An 18,394-nucleotide genomic window follows, 5' to 3' on the forward strand; every position below is an offset into this window, starting at 1 on the left:
GTGAACCTTCTCGTCGCTCAGGCGCAGACGATCGAGGCGCCGGAGATCGATTACGGCGCCATCGCGCCGCTGCTGGTCGTGCTCGGTGCCGCGTGCATCAGCGTGCTGCTGGAAGCGTTGCTGCCCAAGCACCAGCGCTGGGCCGTGCAGCTCGTCCTGACGCTCGTCACGCTGGTCGGCGCGACCGGTGCGCTGATCCTCTACGCGACGTCGGAGCGTCCCGAGCAGGGCGTGGCGACGCTGGCGGGCGCGATCGCGGTCGACTCGCCGTCGCTCTTCCTGTGGGCCACGCTGCTGGTGCTCGGGTTCGGCTCGGTGCTGCTGATGGCCGACCGCTCGGTGGAGCCGGGCGGTGCGTTCGTGGCGCAGGCCGCGATCCGCCCCGGCACGATCCAGGACCGCGCGCAGGCGACGAAGACCGGCATGCAGACCGAGATCTTCCCGCTCACGCTGTTCGCGCTCGGCGGCATGATGACGTTCGTCGCCTCGAACGACCTGCTGACGATGTTCATCGCGCTGGAAGTCCTGTCGCTGCCGCTGTACCTGCTGTGCGGCCTGGCTCGCCGCCGCCGCCTGCTCTCGCAGGAAGCGGCCGTGAAGTACTTCCTGCTCGGCGCGTTCGCCTCCGCGTTCTTCCTCTACGGCGTGGCTCTGCTGTACGGCTACGCGGGTTCGGTGAAGCTCTCGGCCATCGCGACCGCCGCGGGCGGCACGGACCGCTCCGACACGCTGCTGTTCGCGGGCTTCGGCCTGCTGGTGGTGGGTCTGCTGTTCAAGGCGGCCGTCGGTCCGTTCCACGCCTGGACCCCGGACGTGTACCAGGGCGCTCCGACGCCGGTGACGGCGTTCATGGCGGCCTGCACCAAGGTCGCCGCGTTCGGCGGCATCCTGCGCGTGCTCACGGTGGCGTTCGAGAACACGCAGTGGGAGTGGCGCGGCGTGCTCTACGGCGTCGCGGTCGTGTCGATGGTGATCGGCGCGGTCCTGGGTCTCACCCAGACCGACGTGAAGCGCATGATCGCGTACTCCTCCGTGGCGCACGCGGGCTTCCTGCTGATCGGCTCGATCGCGCTGACCCCCGAGGGCGACGCCCCCGGTGTGAGCGCGACCATGTTCTACCTGCTGGCGTACGGCTTCACCACGATCGCCGCGTTCGGCATCGTGTCGCTGGTCCGCAACTCGGACGGCGAGGCGACGCACCTGTCGCAGTGGGCGGGTCTCGCCAAGCGGTCGCCGATCGTGGCGGGCGTCTTCACGTTCCTGCTGCTGGCCCTGGCCGGCATCCCGCTGACGTCCGGCTTCATCGGCAAGTTCGTCGTGTTCAGCGCGGCGATCGACGCCGGTCTGACGCCGCTCGTGGTGATCGCCCTCGTGGCCTCGGCCGTGGCGGCGTTCTTCTACCTGCGGGTGATCGTGCTGATGTACTTCAGCGACCCGGCCCCGGACGGCCCGACCGTCACGGTGCCCGGCGCGTTCACCACGATCGCGATCACGCTGGGCGCCGTCGTGACCTTGGTGCTCGGTCTGTGGCCCACCTTCGTGCTCGATTGGGCGGGTACCGGCACCTTCCTCAGCTAGGTGTACGTAGTCTGCTGGTGTGACCAGTAGCGAGCATGAGGGACCGGGGTTCGCGTTGGTGGACCCCGTGCTCACCGAGGTAGTCCAGGACGGCCTGGCCGAGGTGGAGCGCAACCTGCACGACGTCGTGCAGAGCGAGTTCCACCCGGTCACGGAAACCTCGCTTCACCTTGTGGAGGCGGGCGGGAAGCGGATCCGCCCGCTCTTCACACTGCTCGCATCGCAGTTCGGCGCCGACTGGGACCGGGACAAGGTCATCAAGGCCGCCACTGTGGTCGAGCTCACCCACCTCGCGACGCTCTACCACGACGACGTCATGGACGAGGCGACCATGCGGCGCGGAGCGGTCTCCGCGAACGTCAAGTGGGACAACAGCATCGCGATCCTGACGGGCGACTTCCTGTTCGCCCACGCGTCCCGGCTGACCGCCGACCTGGGGACGGACGCGGCGCGGATCATCGCGGAGACGTTCTCGGTCCTCGTGACCGGCCAGATGCGCGAGACCGTCGGCCCGCAGCCCGGCGAGGACCCGATCTCCCACTACCTCAAGGTGATCGAGGAGAAGACCGGCGTCCTGATCGCCACCGCGGCGCTGTTCGGCGGCATGTTCTCCGACGCGACCGACGAGCAGACGGACGCCCTGCGCCGGTACGCCGAGGTGATCGGGGCCGCGTTCCAGATCTCGGACGACGTGATCGACATCGCTTCCCCGTCCGCCGAGTCCGGCAAGACGCCGGGCACCGACCTGCGCGAGGGCGTGAAGACGCTGCCGATGCTCCACTCGCTCGCCGACCCGTCCGAGACGCGCCTGCACGAGCTGCTGGCGGGACCGATCACCGACGACGCGCTGGTGGACGAGGCCCTCGAGCTGCTGCGGAAGTCCTCGGGCATGGACAAGGCCCGCGAGACCCTCGACGACTACGCGGACCGGGCCCGCACGGAGCTGGGCAAGCTGCCGCCGTGCGCCGCCCGGGACGCGTTGGAGGAACTCGCGACGTATGTGGTGGAACGCACGCGCTAGGTCCGGCTGGCCGGCGCGAGCGCCTGCTTGCGCCGGTTCCGCACCGCGTCGACGGTGAAGATCGTCAGGGCCAGCCACACCAGGCCGAACCCGATCCACCGGCTGGCCGGCATCGGTTCGTGCACGACGAACACGCCCCACGCGAACTGCAGGACCGGCGCGATGTACTGCAGCATCCCCATGGTGCTCAGCGGGATCAGCCGGGCACCCGCGCCGAACGCCAGCAACGGGATCACCGTCACGATGCCGGTGCTGACGAGGAGCAGGGCGTGGCCGGTGCCGGCCGCGGCGAACGTGTTCGCGGTGCCGAGCGTGAGCAGGTAGATCAACGCGATCGGCGCGACGACGGCGTTCTCGGCGGTGAGGCTGGAGATCGCGTCCAGCGGGACCTTCTTCTTCAGCAGGCCGTAGATGCCGAACGAGCAGGCCAGCACCAGCGAGATCACCGGCAGCCGGCCGTAGTCGATGGTGAGCACGATCACAGCGATCACGGCCACGGTGATGGCCGCGACCTGAGTGATGCGCAATCGTTCCTTGAGGAAGATCATGCCCAGTGCCACGCTCACCAACGGGTTGATGAAGTAGCCGAGTGCGGCCTCGACGACATGATGGCTGTTCACGGCGTAGATGTACGTTCCCCAGTTGACCGTGATCAGAACGGCCGCTGCGGTGACGATGAGCCAGCCCTGTCCTGACAGGTCGAGCAGAGGACGCCACCGCCGGAGCACCACGACGACGATGGCTAGCACGACGAACGACCAGACGATCCGGTGTGCGAGCACCTCGACCGGCTGGGCGGGTACGAGGAGTGGCCAGTACGCCGGGAACAGACCCCAGAGGACGTAGGCGATTACGCCGTAGGTGACCCCTCGCCCCTGGGTGTGAACTTCTGGCGAAGTGCTGGCAGAGGTTGTCAGAGGGGGCACAAAATCCCACTCTACGCTGGGCTTTCCGCCCGTCATTTGCGCTGAACGGCGTAGTGGCGGAGCATCATCAAAGGCACTGTAGTTTGGCCATGCTCACCCTTCCGAGTGAGTGAGGTCGGAGTGTGGTCGTAGAAGGGGCTTACCCGTGAACATCTTCGGGCAGGTCTGGCTGTGGAGCCTGCTGTCCTTCGTTGCGGGAGCGCTGGTCACCTGGCTGGTGTACGTACGCCCCGCGCGCAAGCAGATCGCCGACCTCAATGATCAACTTGTCGACGCCCGCCGGTCGTCCGCGCCCGTCGCGGCGCCGGCCCCGGTCGACGACTTCGTGATCGACGAGTGGGCCGACACGCCGCCGCGGTCGCTGAGCGACGAGGTGCCGGCACCCCCGGTGCCCGCTCCCGTGCCCGCGCCCGCGCCGTACGTGGAGCCGCCCGCCTACTTCGGCGAGCCCGTCGCGGCGCCCGCACCGCCACCCGTCGTCGAGGAGCCCGCTCCCGTCGTCGAGGAGCGCCGCGACCAGCCGGAGGAGCCCGAGGAGCACGACGAGCCCTCCGCCCCGGTCCGCCAGTACCTGGAGCCCGACGAGGCGCAGCGCCGCTTCGAGGAGCAGCTGGCCGAGCAGAAGGCGCTGGCCGACACCGAGGACGACGACCGCCCGCGGTCGCTGTTCGAGCGCCTCGCGTCCGAGGACGTGCCCGCCGAGACCCCGGCCGAGCAGACGACTGTCCTGTCGCAGTCCGGCCTCGAGGCCGCGGACTTCGACGACGAGCCGGAGCTCCCGGCCGAGCAGACCTCGTACGTGCCCACGGTCCCTCCGGTCGCCGAGCCCGGTGCCCCGGCGGCGCAGCCGACCGCCGGTCCCGAGGTCGAGCAGACCGACGACTTCGTCTACCAGCCTCGCGAGGTGTGGGCGCAGGACGAGCCCGAGACGTACCTCGACGAGGCCGCCGAGCAGGAGGACGAGCCCGCGCCGACGCGCTCCGAGCAGACGACGTTCATCGCCGTCGAGGAGAGCAGCTGGCCCGACGACGACCTCACCGGCGAGTACCCCGGCCTGCGCGACGAGATCTCCGGCCAGCTGGACGGCTTCACCGAGCCGGAGTCCGAGGCCGAGGTCCCGCCGGAGGAGCCTGCCGAGCAGACCGGTTTGATCGAGCCGATCGACCACGACGCCCCGCAGGTGCGCAACGGCGTCTTCGAGTCGACGCCGGCCGAGGAGCCGCAGCCGGAGGCCGAGCCCGAGCCGGCTCGCACCCTGCGCGAGGAGCCGGTCCACCAGGAGCCGGTCCATCGGGAACCGGTCTACGAGGAGTTCGTCGAACCCGAGTACACCGGCTCGTTCACCCAGCCGTTCGTGGCCCCGGGGGCCCCCGCTCCCGCGCCGTTCTCGGCGTTCGAGCCGCGCGTGGAGACCGACGAGGCCCCGGAACGCACACCGCGTGCCGTGGGCGCGGCCTTCTCGCACAACGCGGAGGCCCCCGAGGCCCCCGCGGCACCGGTGGCCGACCGCCCGCGCTCGCTCTTCGAGCCGCTCCTGGACGCCGATGAGCCGCTGCCGCCTCTCGGCCAGACCCGCGCGCTCCCGGACACGTCGAACGACCAGCCGTTCGTCCCGAAGTTCGTGCCGAGCGACGAGCCCCTGCTCGCCGCCCCGCCGGAGCCCGAACCCGAGCCGGTGCACCTGCCCCAGCGCCACACCGAGGCGGGCCTGCCCATCCGCGAGGCCAGGCGCGCGACCCCGCAACGCCAGCAGAGCTTCCCGGCGTTCGCGGCGTTCGAGTCCCCGAAGCAGGAGGCCCCCAAGCCCGCTCCCGCACTCCCGGCGCGTCCCCGCCCGGTCGGCTTCTCGCCGTCCACCGGCGGCCGCCCGAACGGTGCCCCGGCAGGCGGCGGCACGTCACCGGCCCGCTTCCAGCAGCCGGAGGGCTTCAACCCGCGTTCGCCGTTCGGTCCGGGCTCGGTGCTGCCGAAGTCGGACGGCATGGCGCCGGCCGCGGACTTCGCCGTGAAGGCCACGCTGACCGGGCGTCGTTACTACTCCGAGGGGTCCGCGAACTTCGTGGAGACGCGGGCCGACGTGTGGTTCCGCACGGAGGCCGACGCGGAGAAGGCCGGGTTCCGCCCGGCACCCTGATCCCCGAGGCACAGCGAAAAGGCCCCCACCGCGTTCGGTGGGGGCCTTTTCCGTCGATCCGCGGTCAGCCGACCACGGTCCAGGTGTCCTTGCCGTGCAGCAGCTTGCCGAGATCCGCGGCCTTCAAGGCCTTGGCCTCGCCGACCTGCGCCCGCACCCCGTCGTCGTACGTCGTGCGGTTCGCCCGCCGGAACACACCGGTGACGGTGTGCGTGAGGTCCTGCGTCGACAACCGCGACAGCGCGAACGACAGGTTCAGGTCCGACGCGTCGTGCACCACGACGTCGCTCGCGTCCACGTCCGCGGACTTGGCGACCGCGAGCCCGAAGCCCTCGCGCACCACGCAGTACTCGCCCTCGCGGCCGAAGCGGATCGGCTCGCCGTCGACGACGTTGATGATCCGCCGCTGCGCCTCGTCCGCGTCCTTCAGCACGTCGAACGCGCCGTCGTTGAAGATCGGGCAGTTCTGGTAGATCTCGACGAGCGCCGACCCGCGGTGCTCGGCCGCCTGGCGCAGCACCGAGGTCAGACCGGCCTTGTCCGAGTCGAGCGCCCGGCCGACGAAGGAGGCCTCCGCGCCCAGCGCCAGCGACACCGGGTTGAACGGGTGGTCGAGCGACCCGAGCGGGGTCGACTTGGTGACCTTGCCCTCCTCGGAGGTGGGCGAGTACTGGCCCTTGGTGAGGCCGTAGATCCTGTTGTTGAACAGCAGGATCTTGAGGTTCACGTTGCGCCGCAACGTGTGGATCAGGTGGTTGCCGCCGATCGACAGCGCGTCGCCGTCACCGGTCACCACCCACACGCTCAGGTCCGGCCGCGCCACGGCGAGACCCGTGGCGATGGCCGGCGCACGGCCGTGGATGGAGTGCATGCCGTAGGTGTTCATGTAGTACGGGAACCGGGACGAACACCCGATGCCCGACACGAACACGATGTTCTCCCGCTTGAGACCCAGCGACGGCAGGAACGACTGCATGGTGTTGAGCACGATGTAGTCGCCGCAGCCGGGGCACCAGCGGACTTCCTGGTCGGACTTGTAGTCCCTGGCCGTCTGCTTCTCGTCGGTGGTGGGCACCCCGGTCAGGCCGGGGATTCCGAGGTCGATCGCGGTCACGCCGACACCCCCTTGATCACGTCAGCGAGCACGTCCTGCAACTCCTCCGCCTTGAAGGGCAGGCCCTGGACCTTCGTGTACGACACGGCGTCCACCAGGTACTTCGCCCTCAACAGCAACGCCAGCTGCCCGAGGTTCATTTCCGGCACGACCACCTTGTCGTAGCTGCGGAGCACCTCGCCCAGGTTCTTCGGGAACGGGTTGAGGTGCCGCAGGTGCGCGTGCGCGACCGGCAGGCCCAGCTTGCGGACCCGGCGGGCCGCCGCGCCGATCGGGCCGTACGACGAACCCCAGCCCACGACGAGCACGCGGGCGTTGCCGTCCGGGTCCTCGACCTCGACGTCCGGCACCTCGATGCCGTCGATCTTGGCCTGCCGCAGGCGGACCATCTTGTCGTGGTTCTCGGGGTCGTACGAGATGTTGCCGGTGACGTCCTGCTTCTCCAGGCCACCGATGCGGTGCTGCAGGCCCGGGGTGCCCGGCACGGCCCACGGGCGGGCCAGCGTCTCCGGGTCGCGGGAGTACGGCTGGAAGTTCTCCGGGTCGGTCGCGAACTCGACGGTGAGGTCGGGCAGCGAGTCGACGTCCGGGATCAGCCACGGCTCGGAGCCGTTCGCCACCGCGCCGTCGGACAGGAACAGCACCGGCGTGCGGTACTTCAGCGCGATCCGGCACGCGTCGACCACGGCGTCGAAGCAGTCCGAGGGGGACCGCGGCGCCACGACCGGCACCGGCGACTCGCCGTTGCGGCCGAACATCGCCTGCAGCAGGTCGGCCTGCTCGGTCTTCGTCGGCAGACCGGTGGACGGGCCACCGCGCTGCACGTCGATCACGAGCAGCGGCAGCTCGGTCATCACGGCGAGGCCGATGGTCTCGGACTTCAGCGCGATGCCGGGGCCGGACGTCGACGTCACGCCGAGCGCGCCGCCGTAGGACGCGCCGAGGGCGATGCCGATGCCCGCGATCTCGTCCTCGGCCTGCACCGTGGTGATGTCGAAGTTCTTGTGCTTGCTGAGCTCGTGCAGGATGTCCGACGCCGGCGTGATCGGATACGTGCCGAGCACGACGGGCAGCTTCGACAGCTGCGCGGCCGCGACGATGCCGTACGCCGTCGCCGTGTTGCCGGTGATCTGGCGGTAGGTGCCGACGTTGAGCTTCGCGGGCGCCACCTCGTAGGTGACGGCGAAGGCCTCGGTCGTCTCGCCGTAGTTCCAGCCGGCGCGGAACGCGAGGACGTTGGCCTCGGCGATGTCGGGCTTCTTCGCGAACTTCTCGCGCAGGAACCGTTCCGTGCCCTCGGTCGGCCGGTGGTACATCCACGAGAGCAGCCCGAGCGCGAACATGTTCTTCGCGCGCTCGGCGTCCTTCTTGCCGAGGCCGGTCTCCTCGAGGGCGCCGATGGTCAGCGTCGCCATGGCGATCTTGTGGACCTGGAACCGCTCGAGCGAGTCGTCCTCGAGCGGGTTCGAGTCGTAGCCGACCTTCGTCAGGTTCCGCTTCGAGAACTCGTCGGTGTTGACGATGAGGATGCCGCCGTCCGGCAGTTCGCCCACGTTCGCCTTGAGCGCGGCCGGGTTCATCGCGACGAGGACGTCGGGACGGTCGCCGGGCGTCAGGATGTCGTAGTCGGCGAAGTGCAGCTGGAACGACGACACACCGGGCAGGGTCCCCTGTGGTGCGCGGATCTCGGCGGGGAAGTTGGGCTGCGTGGCGAGGTCGTTGCCGAACGCCGCCGCTTCCGACGTGAACCGGTCTCCGGTGAGCTGCATACCGTCACCGGAGTCGCCGGCGAAGCGGATCACGACGCGATCCAGCTTGCGGGTCTCAGTGCTCATTCCTACGCCGATACCTCTCTCCAAGGGTGGCTGTGCCCCACCGCGAGGGTAGCCGCCAGGACCGCCTGTGAGACGGGCCGTGTACCACTAGGCGAGACGAACTGTCCCATCTGCCGCACCGGGTCCCCGACTTGACGGTAAGCACAGCACTACCAGCGGATACCCGAATGCGGCAGACGTCACCCTCGATACCTGTTACCCAAGGTAACACCTAGCGCCCGCTGATCCGAGCCTTCATCGCGGCAAGCCTGGCAGCGAATTCTGGAGTGTCGATCGAAGTCACCTGTGGCCGCAGCTCCGTCTCGACGGCGTGCCCGTGGTCCTGCATCGCATCGGTCAGCCGCATCGTCGCCTTGATGGTCCGGACGAGTCCGGCCGGAGCGTCGGCGGCGGCCCGCGCCATCTCCCGAGCCGCTGCCAGCGGGTCCTCGGCCCTGGAGTGGGCGAGCCCGACGCGCACCGCCTCGTCGGCGTCGAGGATCTGCCCGAACAACGTCATGGCCGTCGCGGTCTGCCTGTTCGTGATCCTCTGCAGCATCCAGGTCATGCCCCCGCCGGGGTGGATGCCGAGCTGCAGGAACCGCGCGTCGAACCGCGCCTTCGGCCCCGCGATCCGCACGTCGGCGGCCAGCGCGAGGTTGAGCCCGGCGCCGACCGCCGCGCCGTTGACCGCGGCGATCGTCGGGATGCTGGCCTCGGCCACCGCGAGGAAGCCCCGGTAGATCTGCTTGAGGCCCTCGTCCTTGGAGTTGCCGAGCTGCGTGAGGTCCGCGCCGGCGCAGAACGCGGGCGGCGCACCCGTGACGATCAGCGCGTTGGCTTCCTGCTCGGCCTGCTTGACCTTGTCGTGCAGCTCCTGCGACAGGTCGATCGTCAGTGCGTTGCGCCGGTCCGGATCGTTGATCGTGATGACGGCGACGGAGTCGTGGTGCTCCAGGAGAACCTCAGCCATGCCCGCACCCTAGGGTGCGGGCGGCCGGTCCAGGAGCCGGGACAGCACGACCGTGGACACGGTCCGGTCGATGATCTCGACGGCCCGCAACCGTTCCAGCGCCGTCTCGAGGTGGTGGATGTCCGCCGCGCGCAGGTGCACGATCGCGTCCGCCGCGCCCGACACCGTGTAGGCCGCTCTGACCTCGGCCATCGGCTCCAGCCGGTGCTGGATGTCGTGCGGTGCCACGTTCCCCTTGCAGTGCACCTCGACGAAGGCCTCGGTGCCCCACCCGAGCGCCTCCGGGTCCACCACGGCCGTGAAGCCGCGCAGAACCCCGGTGTCCAGCAGTTTGTCCACCCGCCGCTTGACCGCGGGAGCACTCAGGCCCACCACCTTGCCGATCTCCGCGTAGCTGGAGCGCGCGTTCGCCATCAGGCACGAAATGATTCGCTGGTCGATACTGTCCACACGCAACATACTGCCCTAATCAACGCAATGTCGCGGCGTTGTTCGATGGTCCAACGGCCCTTTACATTTCGATCCATGACCGTCTCCATCTCCGGGCCCGGCGAGCCGATCACGCTCGACATCGCAACGCCCCTCGTGCCGACGCGCGTGCCGACCACCCGTCGGTACCTGATGTGCCCGCCGACGTACTTCACGGTGGAGTACGCCATCAACCCGTGGATGGACCCCACCCAGCCCACCAGCACGACGCTGGCCCTGGAGCAGTGGACGGCCCTGAAGGAGACCTACGAGCGCCTCGGCCACGACGTCGAGGTCATCGACCCCGTCCCCGGCCTGCCCGACATGGTGTTCTCGGCCAACAGCGGCACCGTGATCGACGGCCGAGTCCTCGGCTCCCGCTTCCGCGCCTCCCAGCGCTCGGCCGAAGCCGACCACTTCCGCCGCTGGTTCCTCGGCGCGGGCTACAAGTCCGTGGTCATGCCCACCGCCGTCAACGAGGCCGAGGGCGACTTCACCTGGACCGGCTCCCTGCTGCTGGCTGGCACCGGCTTCCGCACCGACCCGCACGCGCACTCCGAGGCCCAGGAGGTCCTGGGCGTCCCGGTCGTCTCGCTGCAGCTGGTCGACCCGCGCTTCTACCACCTCGACGTGGCCCTGTTCATGCTCGACGACCAGTCCGCCTCACCGCTGGTCGCCTACTACCCGGAGGCGTTCTCGCCGGGCTCGCAGCAGGTCCTGAAGCGCCTGTTCCCGGACGCCGTGATCGCCAACGACGACGACGCCGTCTGCCTGGGCCTGAACGCGGTGTCCGACGGCAAGCACGTCGTCATGCCCGTCGAGGCCGTGCACCTGGCGGAGCAGGTGGCGCGGCGCGGGTTCGAGCCCGTGTTCGTGGACATCTCGGAGTTGCGCAAGTCGGGCGGCGGCCCGAAGTGCTGCACGATGGAACTGCGCGGCTAGACCTCGCCCACGCAGTGCCGTTCCGCTGTTCCTGCGTGAAGGGCTGATTTACCGGTTGACCTGGTCCGATGCTGCCAACGACGTCAACGTCGGCAGGTAACCGTCTGTCGCTGACTGCGGTCTTCTGCGGCTGTCCCTGGAACATGTGTGGAACAAGAAGAGCCCCCGGCGAGGTCATCGCCGGGGGCTCTCTCAGTTCGTGTACCTGCGTCAACGCCTTCAGGTTGAGCTGGCGGCTTGTCGGTCCGACCGCGGTGCAGAAGATGAGCCGCCTCGATCTCACTCAACTCTGCCAGAGCGTGCTCACCGTCCACTCGTAGAGGAGCGTCGTACTCGATCAGCCATTTGAGCGCTTGCTCGAACGTGATGCGTTCAACCGGCAGGTAGCGGTCAAAGTCCGGCGGAAGGTGCATGTGCGGGCCTCTTTCGGGGCTCCGGCCGGCGGAATGCCAGCGCAAGCGCCACAGGTCGTGTCCGCGGGGCATTGGTCGCCTGGACTTTGGTCACAAGTCGCTCTTGATGTGGTTCTGCAGGCTCACGCTCGTCTCGGATGCGATGCGTCGTGTCGTGCTGCCGAGCACGCCAGCGCAGATCGTTTTCATCCCTGACGAACCGGACCGAGCAAAGCTCAGGCTGATGTTCGCAGTGGCCGATCGGCGACTGCGGAAAGCATGGTCGAGGCGCGCAGTAGGGCGATGTCGTCCCACAACAGTGGGATCCGGGACGTCGACGCGCTCGCTCACCGCTTCGACGTCCCGCTTCTCAAAGAGGTCACACGCCCTGCAACGGCAAGTGCGGCTCGTCGGACGCGGTCTTGGCGTTGAGTGCTCGAGCTTCCTCGAGCTGGTCTTCCAGGGTGACGATGCGGCAAGCGGCATCCAGTCCCGTGCCCTGGTCCACCAGAGCACGGACGCGGGCGGCCAGCCGGAGTTGGTGGCGGGAGTACCGGCGGTGTCCGCCGGCTGAGCGCTGCGGCTCGATGAGTTTCGCCTCGTCGAGGCTGCGCAGGAAGTTCGCCGACGTGTTGAGCAGTTCCACGGCCCGGCCCATCGTGTAGGCGGGGTAGTGCTCGTCGTCGAACTTCTCGGCTGTTGTCTGCGGTTCGTTGTCCGCTGTTCCGATCGTGTCTGGGGTCATCGCGCCTCCGCATCACGAGGGGCCCCGGTGCGTAGCACCGGGGCCCCAGGGTTGTTGGGTTTCACTTCCACCTAGCCGACCGTGAGATCGGCTCTCTCTGTCCGCATGACCTCTGTGAAAGCGGGCGTTGCGGGGATCGCGTGTGCGTAACCGAAGACCACCTACCAATCTGATGGAACTGCGGTACCCGCTCGGCGGAGTTCAGCCGAAGACGGGCGATCCGATGGTGTGCAACCCTTCCCTTCTCCTCTGATTACTACTTTTTCTCACGTGGGCTGTCGGCGCCGGGCCTCATGCACGTGCCGGCTTCACTTCCACCGACTGCCCTCGGCCACCTGCCAGGACCCCTTTCACTGATTGGCCCCGGCACATCTGACCGTCTTGCACTTGCACCTTCAACTGCGTCTTGCACTTACAACTACAACTTGCGACTTCAACTGCGTTTTACACTTGCACTTCGACTTCAACTGCGTCTTGCGCTTACAACTGCAACTTGCACTTGATGAAACGGCTGCCGGTTCCGGGGTCTTGCGTACTACATCCGGTCTTGCGCACCGACTGCCCTTGGTCGTCCGGCTCGGAGCCCTCGAACTGCGGCTCTGGCCCGACTGACCGACTTGCACTTGCTCACGGGTAGTTCGTCATCTCCCGTGCCATCTATCTCTCTTCCAACGAGGAGAAGACTACACACAGCCAACGCCGATTGTCTACCTCCGCCACCATAGATTTGCTCGTTCGGGTGACATAGGTGTCCTCACCTGCGGATCTTCGTGGATCCGGTCTCGTCGGGCGCGGTCCAGCCGGTCTCCTGGCGGCTCAGATCTCCAACGCCCGCTTCACATACCGCTTCGTCGCCGTGAACCTGGCCTTCTCGGAGATCCGGGACGCCCGTGCGCGTTCGCCGAGTCCACGGTCAGCAGTGCGCGGTCGTAGCCCTGCTCGGAGACGGTGTGCAGGGCATGAGCGATCAGTGCGCTCGCGACGCCGCGGTCGCGGTGTGAAGGGAGCGTTCCGATCACCATGAAGTGCGCGTCGTGGATGCCGGTGGTTTCCGTGTCGGCCTCCCAGTCCATGGTCGCCAGCACGCCCACCGCGGTCCCGGCGTCTCGCAGCAAGAAACTTGCCGAGGCCGGAACGTCTGGTTGGTGACCTTGTTCTTCCAGAGTTCGACGGGCATCGCACCGCGCCCCAGTTGTCCCGGTACGCCGCGTTCCGCACGGACCGGAACTCCTCGTCGTTCTTCGGCGACCACGGCTCGATCCGCGGATCGGCGGAAGCCGGAACGTCGGAAAGGCCGTGCTCCAGCGCTGGTGGTGGCGGACCGGCTTGAACCCCACGGCCTGCACGAGCTCGGCGATGCGGTCGGGGCGGAAGACGTCGATGGCGAGCTCCAACGCCGGGTGGTGCAGGGCGTGCAGCACCTTGGCCGCGTCGATCCCGGCCCGCACGAGCCGCGTGCCGATGCCTCGGCGGCGGTAAGCCGGGTGCACGCCGCCGTCGAGGGAGACGCGGTGGACCTCTGAGGCGGTCGGGTGGTGCTGGATCTTCGTGTAACCGACCGCGACGTCGCCGCCGAAGGCCGCGAGGCTGGCTCGTTCGAGGTCCGCGCAGGGGTCGTCGAGCTCTTCCGGGTCGTCGTCAACGAGGTGCACCCACGCCGGCCGGATGTGGCGATCGCGTTCAACGGCAGTCCTGGCGACAGTTCGGACCGGGTGCTCGAGGCCCTCCGGCAGCGTCGCGACCGCTGGGACAACAGCCGGGGCGGAGCAGCCCGGCGCGGTTCGCGCGTCCACCACCTCGCGAACGCGAAGCCTTCAGCGAGCTTGGAGCACAGCCTCCGAGTGTCCCTCGGCGTGATCACCCACCTGAGGCCCCAAGTGAAGTGAACCGCCCGCGCGCTTCCTCCGTACCCCTCGTCAGACTCGGAGAACGCTGGCCGGCGATCAGGTCTTCGCAGGTCAGCACCGCGCATTCCGACAAGGTCGCGAGGCACGAACCGAACTGACGGACAGCGTCGCCAGTTCGTCGGGAGGCAACGATGAACTCACGCAGGACACACACGGCTAGCTAACTGTCCGTTAGCAACGCAGGGTCCAACTGATCAGAAACGTGACGAGAGTCACCCCGCAGGCTCTCGGGCTTGCCTGTGCTCGTGACGCGAGGTTACGTTCTCGCCCGCCGATAACGGTTTGGTCACCGGCAGGACAAGGAACCGCAGTCAGTGGGTCCGAGGTCCGGCCCGGAATCCCCCGCCAGGAGAGTCCGGTGGCCAAGCTCCCCGACGCAGGAGGCTTCCCCTTGGCCCGGCACAGCAAGGCCGATGGCCGAACCGTGTACACGGTCGTGCCCAGAGCAGCAGTGAAACCCGGTGCGCACCGAGTCGAGGACGACAAGGTCCCGCTCGCCCACCGCGTGAGCGCCATCGTCGTCGCGGCGGGTGTCGCCGCCGGCACCGCCGCCATCGCCAACGCCGCGACCAGCGGCACGGCCACCGACCTCGCCGCGGGTGCGGCCGAGCTGGGCGCTCTCCCCGACCAGCAGGTCAAGACCATCCAGACGGTGCACGACGTCAACCCGGGCAACCAGGTCGGTCGTCTCCTGCAGTTCCAGCAGATGTACGCGCAGCAGACCTTCGAGCAGGCCACCAAGGTCGCCGCCGACGCGCACGCCCAGCGCGAAGCGGCCGCCAAGGCCGAGGCCGAGCGTCAGGTCGAGATGCGCAAGCCCGCGAAGCAGCGCGAGGTCGAGGGCTGGATCAAGGAAGCCATCAAGGTCCTGCAGGCCAACGGCACCAACATCGACAACGGCTCCATGGACGAGATCTACACGATCATCATGAAGGAGTCGAACGGCAACCCCAACGCCGTGAACAACTGGGACTCCAACGCGATGCGCGGCACGCCGTCGAAGGGCCTGATGCAGTGCATCGACCCGACGTTCCGCGCCTACAAGCTGCCCGGATACGACAACATCCTGGCGCCGGTGGACAACATCATCGCGGGCGTTCGCTACACCTACGCGCGCTACGGCGGCTTCCACAACCACCCCGGTCTGGTCTCCATGAACCTGGGTGGCGGGTACCTGGGGTACTGAGGGAGCTGCACGACGCGCCGTGTCGGGGTGCGTGGGACGTATCGACGGGCAATGCTGTCAATCAGGTTCACCCACAAGAATGGCGGCCCTAGCGGGCGCACGCCCGGTAGTGCTCCCATCGAACGCGATCCCCGAACGCAGGGAGTGGCCGATGAACGAGCAACAGGCACGCGAGAACGAGCTGGAGAAGATCCGCTCGGAGGCGACGGGCTGGCTGGCCAAGATGGCTCAAGCGCAGCACCGTCCCCAAGTCGAGCAACGCAGGCCTGAGCACGACGCCATGACACCCGCGAAGAAGTAGGCAGCACGCAGCGGAAGCGCCCCGGTCACGACCGGGGCGCTTCCGCGTTCTCGGGGCAACAAACGCCTCGGTGGGGCCGGTGTTCCTGAGGGTGACGTCGGTTAGCCCGTTCGAGACCTCAGACCGCGAGGCAGAGCCACTCCCGGTGGCGTTTCCGGGCCCTGAGATCCACTCAGGACGGCCGAGGCGCGGGGAACCGGGTCGGGAGGCCCGGGAGGGCTCAAGAGAGAGCCGGTGGCCGCACCGATCGCTCACACGGCCGGAGCCTCCCGTTCGAACGCGGTCCACAGCAGCTTCAACGGGTGGTCCGCGGGGTGCTTGGCGAGTGCGTCGGTGCGGGCGAACACGCCGACCAGCCGTTCGAGCGAGTCGTCGGCGAGCTGCACCACGCGCAGACCGCTGCCCTCGCGCAGTTCGTTGTTCGCCGCCACCACCCCCAGGCCGGACGTCACGATCATCGCGCCCTTGACCAGGTTGGAGCGCAGCAGGGAGATGCCGTACTGGATCTCGTCGATCTCGGCGGCGATGTCGAGGCCCTGCCGGTAGTCGGGGCCGAACCAGCCGCGCAGGAACTCGGCGATCAGCCCGGCGCCGGGCACGACCAGCGGCACCGACCGCAGCGCCGGCACGCGCACCTTGTCCCCGACGACGGTCTCCGGCAGGTTCGTCAGCAGCGCGAGCCCACCCCGGCGCCACTCGATCACCTCGAACTCGGGGCGCTCCCAACCCGCCCCGGCCCTCGTGACGACGCTGCCGCACACGAGGTCGACCTCCTGCGTCTCCAGCTTGGTCCAGATGTCCTTGGTGCGGATGTGCACGACCTTGAGGTCGACGTCGCGCTCCTGGAACTCGTCCTCGACGTGGTGCCACGCCTTCGCGAGCGTGTCGAGCATGTACCGCGTGGTTCCCACGGTGACGGTCGTGCCGAGCTTGCGGCGGCACTCGTGAATTCCGTCGAGCCACTCCGCGAGCGTGTCCCGCGCCAATTCGACGAGCGACTCACCGGTCGGCGTGAACAGCACGTCCTTTCCGCGTCCCTGCTTCACCACGAGCGCTTCGCCGCACAGTTCCAGGAAGTTCCTGTTCAACGTGTCGAGCTGCTTCTGCACGCTCGACTGCTCGCGTCCCAGCGCCCGCGCCGCCCGCAGCGCCGAACGGGTCTCGTGCACCGTCAGCAGTGTCCTGAGCTGGTCCATCGTGGTGTCCAGCAGGGCTCCGGGCATGTTCAACAGGCGGTGCAGCGTGGTACTTGTGGGGAGCACCAACTGGGACGAGCCGGACATCGAGACCCTCTCTGGTGTTCTGTCGATCAGTTGAACTGAACTTGACCGCATTTCGCCGACAAATATTCTGCAGATCCTGTCGGCAAATCCCTGGACACTTATCGCGCGGTGTACAAAACTATCCGCGGCGACCACGCGTGGGAGCCGATTCCGGGGGGAATCATTGGGGGGTGGGGGTCCGCCAGGCGCGAGCCGGCGGGCCCCCAAGTACTACTCTCAGCCGTTGTGACGGCTTCCGCTCGCCTGGACTGGGGCACCACCTACCAGGTCACCGTTCTCGAACTCGGACTCGCCTGCTGCGGGGTCGAAGTGATGGCGGCTCTCGACCGCCTTCCCGACCTCGGTGTCACGCCGGTGGACGGCGCGGGCGAGGCGCACGTCCTCGTCGTCTCCGGCACCGTCACCGACGTCATGTTGCCCGCTGTCCTCCGCAGTTTCGAGGCCATGCCCGAACCCCGTTACGTCATCTCCGTGGGCGCCTGCAGCAACACGGGCGGCCCGTACTGGGATTCCTACAGCGTCACCAAGGGCATCGACCAGGCCCTCCCCGTCCACGTCGCCGTTCCCGGCTGCCCGCCGCGCCCCGAAGCGCTGCTCGAAGGCCTCAAGGCGCTGCACCGGCTGGTGAACGCATGACCACCCCGAAGACCGCTTTCGGCCAGACGATCCACCACGTGGAGCTCGCCGGCTGGAGCGCGACAGCCGCGGCGCACCACGCCGAGGGCTTCGTGATGTTCGACTGGCTCGGCGTCGAGGACGCGGGCCGTCCCGGTGCCGTCGGCCAGCGTCACGCCGTGTTCCTGCACGTGATCGACCCGCGAACGCGCGAGGGCGTGATGCTGCGCACCGAGATCGGCCCCGGCGAGGCGCTGCCGAGCGTCGCCCACCTCTGGAAGGGCGCGCACTGGCACGAGCGCGAGGCCGCCGAGATGTTCGGCATCACCGTCGGCGGCGCGCCCGAGCACCTGCTGCTGCCGGACAGCTTCCAGGGCCACCCGCTGCGCAAGGACTTCGTGCTCGCCTCCCGCGTCGTGCGCCCGTGGCCCGGCCGCCTGGAGCCGGGCGAGGACACCACCAGCGCGCCGAGCCGCCGCCGCACCGCACCGCCAGGAGTGCCGGACCCGTCATGGGGCCCGCGCCGTGAAGAGGAGCAGTCGTGACGAACCTTCCACCGCGCACGAGAGGCGTCATCGCGCTGCTGGAGGCCAACTGCACGGTCTGCATGATCTGCGCGCGCGAATGTCCTGACTGGTGCATCCACATCACCAGCCACACCGAGGTCGAGCAGCAGCCCGGCAGCGCCCGCCCGCGCAGCCGCAACGTCCTCGACCGGTTCGCGATCGACTACGGCCAATGTCTCTACTGCGGCATCTGCGTCGAGGTCTGCCCGTTCGACGCCCTGCACTGGGCGCCGGAGTTCGGCTACCCGGGAACCGGCTCGGTCGAGGGCGACGGTGCCGTGGCGGAACTGGTCCACGAACGGGACGTGCTCGCCACGTGGGTCGAGAAGGTGCCGCCGCCACCACCGCTCGACGCGGCCGCGGAAGCCGCGCCGGAGACGGCGACAGGAACTGGCAGGCGGCCTGGTTCGTTGAGAGGTAGGACGTAAG

Annotated in this window: 16 protein-coding genes and 1 pseudogene; 9 read left to right on the forward strand and 8 right to left on the reverse strand. The window is 68.6% G+C overall.

Annotation, left to right across the window (positions count from 1 at the left end):
* On the forward strand, positions 1-1,578 hold the full coding sequence (gene nuoN, locus BLQ91_RS00835) for an NADH-quinone oxidoreductase subunit NuoN (protein ID WP_090094646.1): 1,578 nt from the start codon (positions 1-3) through the stop codon (positions 1,576-1,578).
* Positions 1,579-1,633: 55 nt separating this feature from the next.
* A complete protein-coding gene (locus BLQ91_RS00840) occupies positions 1,634-2,599 on the forward strand; it encodes a polyprenyl synthetase family protein (RefSeq protein WP_245733207.1) in 966 nt (321 codons plus the stop codon).
* On the opposite strand, the gene rarD is transcribed toward BLQ91_RS00840, so the two are convergent.
* Positions 2,596-3,525 (reverse strand): EamA family transporter RarD, encoded by a 930-nt coding sequence (rarD, locus tag BLQ91_RS00845; RefSeq protein WP_245732920.1) that lies wholly within the window; start codon positions 3,523-3,525, stop codon positions 2,596-2,598. The two genes, BLQ91_RS00840 and rarD, sit on opposite strands and share 4 nt — an antisense overlap.
* A 145-nt stretch (positions 3,526-3,670) precedes the next feature.
* Here rarD and BLQ91_RS00850 point away from each other — a divergent pair, with 145 nt between their 5' ends.
* On the forward strand, positions 3,671-5,659 hold the full coding sequence (locus BLQ91_RS00850) for a sunset domain-containing protein (RefSeq protein ID WP_090094649.1): 1,989 nt from the start codon (positions 3,671-3,673) through the stop codon (positions 5,657-5,659).
* 64 nt (positions 5,660-5,723) lie between these two features.
* Here the strand turns inward: BLQ91_RS00850 and BLQ91_RS00855 are convergent, their stop codons facing one another.
* From BLQ91_RS00855 to BLQ91_RS00870, 4 genes are all read right to left on the reverse strand, one after another.
* Positions 5,724-6,773, reverse strand: a complete 1,050-nt coding sequence (locus BLQ91_RS00855) for a 2-oxoacid:ferredoxin oxidoreductase subunit beta (RefSeq protein WP_090094650.1) — start codon at positions 6,771-6,773, stop codon at positions 5,724-5,726.
* The gene (locus BLQ91_RS00860) at positions 6,770-8,608 is read right to left on the reverse strand and encodes a 2-oxoacid:acceptor oxidoreductase subunit alpha (RefSeq protein WP_090094651.1); all 1,839 of its coding nucleotides are present in this window, start codon (positions 8,606-8,608) and stop codon (positions 6,770-6,772) included. Before BLQ91_RS00860 ends, BLQ91_RS00855 begins: the two co-directional genes overlap by 4 nt.
* 211 nt (positions 8,609-8,819) lie before the next feature.
* Positions 8,820-9,560 carry an enoyl-CoA hydratase gene (locus BLQ91_RS00865; RefSeq protein WP_090094652.1) on the reverse strand — a complete coding sequence of 247 codons (741 nt, stop codon included), beginning with the start codon at positions 9,558-9,560 and terminating at the stop codon, positions 8,820-8,822.
* Positions 9,561-9,569: 9 nt separating this feature from the next.
* Positions 9,570-10,010 carry an Lrp/AsnC family transcriptional regulator gene (locus tag BLQ91_RS00870; protein ID WP_090095897.1) on the reverse strand — a complete coding sequence of 147 codons (441 nt, stop codon included), beginning with the start codon at positions 10,008-10,010 and terminating at the stop codon, positions 9,570-9,572.
* Positions 10,011-10,085: 75 nt separating this feature from the next.
* On the opposite strand from BLQ91_RS00870, the gene ddaH reads away from it, so the two are divergent.
* Entirely contained in the window at positions 10,086-10,970 is an 885-nt protein-coding gene (ddaH, locus tag BLQ91_RS00875) for a dimethylargininase (RefSeq protein ID WP_090094653.1), read from the forward strand.
* Positions 10,971-11,741: 771 nt separating this feature from the next.
* Here ddaH and BLQ91_RS00880 read toward each other — a convergent pair.
* The gene (locus BLQ91_RS00880) at positions 11,742-12,107 is read right to left on the reverse strand and encodes a helix-turn-helix domain-containing protein (RefSeq protein ID WP_090094654.1); all 366 of its coding nucleotides are present in this window, start codon (positions 12,105-12,107) and stop codon (positions 11,742-11,744) included.
* Positions 12,108-12,943: 836 nt separating this feature from the next.
* Complete coding sequence (locus BLQ91_RS00885; protein ID WP_245732922.1) at positions 12,944-13,759, reverse strand: GNAT family N-acetyltransferase; 816 nt, start codon at positions 13,757-13,759, stop codon at positions 12,944-12,946.
* Between the two features lie 1,090 nt (positions 13,760-14,849).
* Between BLQ91_RS00885 and BLQ91_RS43700 the strand changes: the two are divergent.
* Positions 14,850-15,200: pseudogene (locus BLQ91_RS43700) on the forward strand (transglycosylase SLT domain-containing protein); the annotation flags it as partial.
* 151 nt (positions 15,201-15,351) lie between these two features.
* Complete coding sequence (locus BLQ91_RS40970; RefSeq protein WP_176959518.1) at positions 15,352-15,501, forward strand: hypothetical protein; 150 nt, start codon at positions 15,352-15,354, stop codon at positions 15,499-15,501.
* Positions 15,502-15,752: 251 nt separating this feature from the next.
* On the opposite strand, the gene BLQ91_RS00895 is transcribed toward BLQ91_RS40970, so the two are convergent.
* A complete protein-coding gene (locus BLQ91_RS00895) occupies positions 15,753-16,784 on the reverse strand; it encodes a LysR family transcriptional regulator (protein ID WP_090094655.1) in 1,032 nt (343 codons plus the stop codon).
* 225 nt (positions 16,785-17,009) lie between these two features.
* Between BLQ91_RS00895 and BLQ91_RS00900 the strand changes: the two genes are divergently transcribed.
* Genes BLQ91_RS00900 through BLQ91_RS00910 form a run of 3 tightly spaced genes read left to right on the forward strand, consistent with a single transcriptional unit; the run spans position 17,010 to position 18,393 of the window.
* Complete coding sequence (locus BLQ91_RS00900; RefSeq protein ID WP_090094656.1) at positions 17,010-17,420, forward strand: NADH-quinone oxidoreductase subunit B; 411 nt, start codon at positions 17,010-17,012, stop codon at positions 17,418-17,420.
* Entirely contained in the window at positions 17,417-17,944 is a 528-nt protein-coding gene (locus BLQ91_RS00905) for an NADH-quinone oxidoreductase subunit C (protein WP_090094657.1), read from the forward strand. The genes BLQ91_RS00900 and BLQ91_RS00905 overlap by 4 nt, the downstream gene beginning before the upstream one ends.
* Positions 17,941-18,393, forward strand: coding sequence for a 4Fe-4S binding protein (locus tag BLQ91_RS00910; RefSeq protein ID WP_090094658.1), 453 nt, complete (start codon positions 17,941-17,943; stop codon positions 18,391-18,393). Before BLQ91_RS00905 ends, BLQ91_RS00910 begins: the two co-directional genes overlap by 4 nt.
* Position 18,394 lies beyond the last annotated feature (1 nt).

The sequence above is a fragment of the Lentzea jiangxiensis genome (genome assembly GCF_900104175.1).
Classification (GTDB): Bacteria; Actinomycetota; Actinomycetes; order Mycobacteriales; family Pseudonocardiaceae; genus Lentzea; species Lentzea jiangxiensis.

Excerpts from the sequence above, each read along its gene's own strand:
- BLQ91_RS00860 (WP_090094651.1), bottom strand. The coding sequence starts at position 8,608 with ATGAGCACTGAGACCCGCAAGCTGGATCGCGTCGTGATCCGCTTCGCC.
- BLQ91_RS40970 (WP_176959518.1), top strand. The coding sequence starts at position 15,352 with ATGAACGAGCAACAGGCACGCGAGAACGAGCTGGAGAAGATCCGCTCG.
- BLQ91_RS00895 (WP_090094655.1), bottom strand. The coding sequence starts at position 16,784 with ATGTCCGGCTCGTCCCAGTTGGTGCTCCCCACAAGTACCACGCTGCAC.
- BLQ91_RS00905 (WP_090094657.1), top strand. The coding sequence starts at position 17,417 with ATGACCACCCCGAAGACCGCTTTCGGCCAGACGATCCACCACGTGGAG.
- ddaH (WP_090094653.1), top strand. The coding sequence starts at position 10,086 with ATGACCGTCTCCATCTCCGGGCCCGGCGAGCCGATCACGCTCGACATC.
- BLQ91_RS00865 (WP_090094652.1), bottom strand. The coding sequence starts at position 9,560 with ATGGCTGAGGTTCTCCTGGAGCACCACGACTCCGTCGCCGTCATCACG.
- BLQ91_RS00880 (WP_090094654.1), bottom strand. The coding sequence starts at position 12,107 with ATGACCCCAGACACGATCGGAACAGCGGACAACGAACCGCAGACAACA.